5 protein-coding genes are annotated in these 5,382 nt (G+C 71.7%); 3 read left to right on the top strand and 2 right to left on the bottom strand.

Going from position 1 to position 5,382, the window contains the following annotated elements:
• The 3 genes from ACWF94_RS32305 to ACWF94_RS32295 all read left to right on the top strand — a co-directional run.
• Positions 1-274, top strand: a 274-nt coding sequence (locus ACWF94_RS32305) for a hypothetical protein (RefSeq protein ID WP_453496628.1), incomplete at its 5' end; no start/stop codon positions are given.
• Positions 271-1,569, top strand: coding sequence for an MFS transporter (locus ACWF94_RS32300; RefSeq protein ID WP_453496625.1), 1,299 nt, complete (start codon positions 271-273; stop codon positions 1,567-1,569). The genes ACWF94_RS32305 and ACWF94_RS32300, both read left to right, overlap by 4 nt.
• 102 nt (positions 1,570-1,671) lie before the next feature.
• Positions 1,672-3,021, top strand: a complete 1,350-nt coding sequence (locus ACWF94_RS32295) for an MFS transporter (protein WP_453496623.1) — start codon at positions 1,672-1,674, stop codon at positions 3,019-3,021.
• 498 nt (positions 3,022-3,519) lie between these two features.
• Here ACWF94_RS32295 and ACWF94_RS32290 read toward each other — a convergent pair whose 3' ends face one another.
• Positions 3,520-4,461 (bottom strand): alpha/beta hydrolase, encoded by a 942-nt coding sequence (locus ACWF94_RS32290; protein ID WP_453496620.1) that lies wholly within the window; start codon positions 4,459-4,461, stop codon positions 3,520-3,522.
• A gap of 627 nt (positions 4,462-5,088) precedes the next feature.
• Positions 5,089-5,382, bottom strand: a 294-nt coding sequence (locus tag ACWF94_RS32285; RefSeq protein ID WP_453496617.1) for a MaoC family dehydratase, incomplete at its 5' end; no start/stop codon positions are given.

Here is a 5,382-nt window from a genome sequence, read left to right as displayed (position 1 = left end):
GTCGTCACCCCGTGACGACGGCCGCCGGGAGCCGGACATGAGCGATCAATCCGATCACGCGAACGACGGCGCGTCGTCATCGGCGACGGCGGAGAGCAAGGACGGCGCGTCGTCATCGGCGAAGGCGGAGAGCAAGGACGGCGCGTCGTCATCGGCGAAGGCGGAGAGCCGAGCCGAGGGCGACTCGGGCAGCTCCCGGCGAAGGACCGATCCGCACACGGTGTGGCCCGCGCCGCGCGACATCCTCCCCCGGAGGACAGGAAGGCCAAGGTGATCAGCATTCACCGCATCGACCGCGCGCCCTGGATCCCCGTGGCACTGGCGATGTTCTGCTGCGGCTGGGCCGGGAACCAGTTCTCGCCCCTGCTGGTCATGTACGGCGAACTCGGCGGGTACTCGCCCGTGACCGTCAACGCCTTCTTCGCGGCCTATGTGGTGGGTCTGGTACCCGGTCTGCTGATCAGTGGCCCGCTCTCCGACCGGCACGGCCGCAGACCCGTCCTCCTGGCGGGCACCGCGCTCTCGGCGGCGGCGGGCGCCGTGCTGGCCCTCGGCGTCCAGGGCCCGCTCCCGCTGTTCGCCGGACGCCTGCTGGCGGGCCTCGCGGTCGGCACGGCGATGGCCGTCGGCAGCAGCTGGGTCAAGGAGCTGTCCGGCGCACCGTACGAACCGGCCGCAGAACCCGGCGCGGGCGCCCGCCGCGCCTCGGTCGCGATCACCGCGGGATTCGGGCTCGGCGCCGGAGTCGCCGGGGTCCTCGCCCAGTGGGCCCCCTGGCCGATGGTGCTGCCGTACTCGGTCCAGATCGTCCTCACCCTCCCCTGTCTGTTCCTGCTGCGCCGGGCGCCCCAGCCTCCGGTCCGGGGCCGCGCCGGGGCGTTCCGGTCGGACCTCAGGGTCCCCTCGGCCGGGCATCCGCGCTTTCTGCGGGTGGTGCTCCCGATGGCGCCGTGGGTCTTCGGCGCCGCCGCGCTGGCATACGCCGTCACCCCGCAACTGGCGGCCCCGCGGGTCGGCGACTGGCAGCTCGCCTTCGCCACACTGCTCACCGTGGTCACCCTCGGCAGCGGGGTGGCCGTCCAACCGCTGGCCAAACGCCTGGACCGGGTCGGCAGCGCCCGCGCCGGACTCGCCGGGATGGCGCTGGTGGTGGCCGGCACCCTGCTCTGCGCGCTCAACGCGGGCCCCCGCTCGCTGTGGGCGTCCCTGCTCGCCGCCGTCGTCCTGGGCACCGCCTACAGCATCACCATGGTGGCCGGGCTGCTGGAGGTGCAGCGCATCGCACCGCCCCACGAACTGGCCCGGCTCACCGGTGTCTACTACTCACTGACCTACGTCGGGTTCCTGTTGCCGATGACTCTGTCGGCGGCCTCCGAGGTGGCCGGATACCCGGTCCTGCTGACCGTGGTCGCCGTGGCCGCGGGCGGCTGCCTGGCGGTCGCCGCCGCCTCCTCCCGCCGCCACCTGCCGCGCACCCCGCCTCCTCCCGTGGAGCCGGTGCCGTACCAGGCCGTCCCACCGGCACAGCCACGACCGACGCAGAACCCGACCTCCGTGTCCGGAAGGTGACCACGACGCCCGACCGCGCCGCCCGCCGACGTACGCCTCGTCGGCCTCGGCTCGGAGATGAGCCCGGCCCGACAACCCAACACCGCATCCGAGGGAGCAACCATGCGCAGGGACCGGCACATGGAAGTGGAGTCCGCGAGCCCATCCGGGTCCGAGCCGGCCCGGATGCCGGGCAGACGCAAGGCGTGGCTGATACTCGGCCTGTTGTTCCTGTTGGTCATGGTCAACCAGGCCGACAAGTCCGTGATCGGCCTGGCGGGCGTCGAGATCAAGGACGAACTGGGCATCAGCGACGCCGAGTTCGGGGTGGTCCAGAGCAGCTTCTTCTGGCTCTTCGCCATCGGCGGCCTGTTGGGCGGCTGGCTGGGCGGCAAGGTCAGCGTGCGCTGGGTGCTCGGTGGCGCGGCCGCGATCTGGGCCTTCAGCGCCATACCCATGATCGGCCAGGTCGGATTCACCACGCTCGTGCTCTGCCGCATCGTCCTGGGCCTGGCCGAGGGACCCACCATCGCCCTGGTCATGCAGGCGACACACTCGTGGTTTCCCCCCGAGCGCCGCGCCGTGCCCAGCTCACTGGTCCTGCTGGGCGCCCCCGTGGGATCGGCGATCGGCGCCCCGGCTCTGACCTGGGTCATCACACACCACTCCTGGCACGCGGCAGTCGGGGCGCTCGTGGCGATCGGTGGCCTGGCGGCGGGCGCCTGGCTGCTGCTGGGCGGTGAGGGCCCGGCCGACAAGGCAGCCTCCGCCACCGGCGATGCCGCACCCCTCGTCGCGCTGCCCGAACGGCTGCCGCTGCGCCGGATCTTCGGGACCGGTACGGTGATCGGGACCGCCCTGCTGCTCACCATCGCCTACGCCACGACGGCGGTGGCCCTGAGCTGGCTCCCGCTCTACCTCCGCGAGGGCCTGGGCTACCAGGCGAACGAAGCCGCGAGCCGGATCTCGCTGGTGTTCATCGGCGTCATCGTGCTCATCGTCCTGGTCGGCGCGGCATCGCGGGCCATGACCCGCCGCGGGATGACCAACCGGGCCTCGCGAGGGCTGCTCCCGGCCGGTCTGGTGCTGGTGTCGGCAGTCGCCACCGCCGGTATGGCCACCATGAGCCGCGGCCCCTTGCAGACCCTGCTCCTCGTGCTCGGCATCGCCCTGTGCACGGCCGGCTCCGGCGCCGCGCTCACGGGCATCTCCGACGTGGTGCCCCCGAAGCAGCGAAGCCTTGTCCTCGGGATCGTCAGTGTCGTGTTCAGCATGGCGGGCGTGAGCGCGCCGCTGCTGATGGGCGGTCTGGCCGACTCCGGTTCGACCCCACGCGCCGGCTACGACCTGGGCTTCTACATCCTCAGCGCGGCCATGCTCTGCTGCGCGGCGATCGCGCTGCGCATCGTCAACCCGGAGCGGGACGTGGCCCGGCTCGCCCGGGAGAAGCCCGTGGAGCCCCCGAGGGCCTGACCAGCCGAGGTGGCAGGGCCGCCGGCCGAAGGCGGTGGCTCGTCTCGTGGACTCAATGATGTGCTCGTCTCTGCCGCCGGACTCCCGTCCGCCACTGACAGCCGCGGCCGAACCAGCGGGCGCTGCGTCGCGTCCGCGGCCGACACGGCACGGCCCCGCCTCCTGGACCCACCTCGCACGGCTGGCGAGTCTGCCCCTGCCGGTGATCGCGAGCGGCCTCTTCCTCGAAGCCGACGCCCTCGGCCTGCTCGACTCCGGGGACGCACTGCGGTGGCCGGCGGACGCGGGAGTGGTGCTGTTCCAGGTCGAGATCGCTCCGGATTGCCTGACCGCCGCTGGCGTCCGGGCCCGGTCTGCGGCGCTGTTCGCGGACCTCCCGGTGGTCGTGGGCCTGGGAGCGGAGGCCGGGTCGCCCTCTCCCGAAGTCCTCCAGGCGCTCGAATTCGAGGTCCTTGCCCACGGAGCGGCTGTCGGTGGCCATGGCGCAGTACCGGCCGGTCAGTTGGCGAGTTCGGTCAGCCGTTTGGTGACGGCTTCGGTGACATGGTCGATGCCGGCGGCGCTGCCGGGGAGCAGGCCGGGCAGGGTGAAGAAGCCGTGCATCTGGCCCTCGAATCGGCGCAGCCGGGTGGGGATTCCGGCTTGTGTCAGCCGGGCGGCGTATGCCTCGCCTTCGTCGCGCAGTACGTCGTGTTCGGCGGTGAGTACCTCGGTGGGCGGCAGCCCGGTCAGGTCTTCGGCGCGCAGCGGGGCGGCGTCGGGGTGTGTGCGGTCGGCTTCGTCGGGGGCGTAGTGGTCCCAGAACCACGCCATGGTGTCCGCGCTGAGGAGGAGTTGGTTGGCGGGGTCGCGGTAGGAGGCGGTGTCCGGGTCGCAGTCGGTGACGGGATACACCAGGACCTGGAGGGCGATGTCGGGTCCGCCGGCGTCCCTGGCCCGCAGAGCGGTCACGGCGGCCAGGTTTCCGCCGGCGCTGTCGCCCGCGACGATCAGGGGGACGCGCCGCCCCGCGATGTCCTCCAGGTGTTCGTCGGTCCAGCGCAGTGCCGTCCAGGCGTCCTCGGCGGCGGTGGGGTAGCGGTGTTCGGGGGCCAGGCGGTAGCCGACCAGGACCACGGCGCAGCCGGTGCGGTGGGCGAGGATGCGGCCCAGGGTGTCAAAGCCCGGCAGGTCGCCCATCACCCAGCCGCCCCCGTGGTAGTACACGAGTACCCCCGCCGGCGAGGTGTCCGGTATCAGCAGCCGGACATCGAAGTGCGCGTCTGCGCCGCCGAGCCGGCGGTCTTCCACCCGGGCCATGTCCGGGCGGGGCCGGTACAGCTCCCGCAGCGCCGCGTTCTGGGCGCGGGCCGCCTCGGGAGTGCTCCGGTGGATCGGCTTTCGGCCCGGCTGGTCCGCGAGCCGGGCCAGCAGTGCCGAGGTCGCCGCATCGAGGGTCATGAACGAATCTCCTTGTCACGGGCAGGCGTCGATGGCACTAGCAGCATTCGACCCGAACGTTCGTTTACGTGGCCGCCCCGGAAGAGGTCGCCTGGATGAGGTCATCAGGAGTCTTGGTGCGCATACTCGTCGCCCACAGGGCAGTCCGTCATGTCACGACCGTGAACTGACCCTTTACTTTTCAGTCGGTGACGCCGGCTGTCAACCCCCCCTCGGTCCCCGGTTGATGAAGAGCCGCCCCCGACCGAGGGCGGCACGGAGGCCGCCGAGGATCGTCTGCGGGAGCGCCGACGCCCCGGTCCCAACAGCCACCGGCCGCCCTGCACAGCAGAAGGACCTGCCATGCAGTCGAGCATCATCGACGTCTTCCGCGCAGTCGCCACAGCTCTACCGGACCGCGAATGCCTGGTGCACCGGTCTGTCCACCACACCTACGCCGAGGTGCCCGCTCCGGCGGGCGGAGTCGTCGGGATGGACTCCATCGGCGTTCTCGGTACGAAGGCTGTTCCGTCACTGCGAGAAGGCCGCGAGGGGCGGACGGATACGCTCTCTCGCGGCCTTCTGCCGTCGTCCTGCCGACGGCGCGGAGACTCTCGTCCGCCGAGCCCGCAGGACGACGACCGTCAGCTATGGCGTGTATGCCTTGGGTTCGGGGCGGGCGGGTTGTTCTCCGCCGCGTTCCTCGATGTAGGTGGCGGTGGGGACCATGACTTTGCGGCGGAAGATGCAGACGACGGTGCCGTCCTGTTTGTAGCCGCGGGTTTCGACGTGGACGATGCCCCGGTCGGTCTTGGAGCGGGAGGGTGTTTTGCCGAGGACGGTGGTTTCGCCGTAGATGGTGTCGCCGTGGAAGGTGGGGGCGATGTGGCGCAGTGACTCGATCTCCAGGTTGGCGATGGCTTTGCCGGAGACGTCGGGGAC

This window comes from Streptomyces sp. NPDC055078 (genome assembly GCF_053607985.1).
Note: the sequence above shows the minus strand (reverse complement) of the source record. Positions and strands in the feature narration are given on the sequence as shown.

What these genes read in the sequence shown, in the direction of transcription:
- ACWF94_RS32295 (WP_453496623.1), top strand. Translation starts at nt 1,672, where the DNA reads ATGCGCAGGGACCGGCACATGGAAGTGGAGTCCGCGAGCCCATCCGGG.
- ACWF94_RS32290 (WP_453496620.1), bottom strand. Translation starts at nt 4,461, where the DNA reads ATGACCCTCGATGCGGCGACCTCGGCACTGCTGGCCCGGCTCGCGGAC.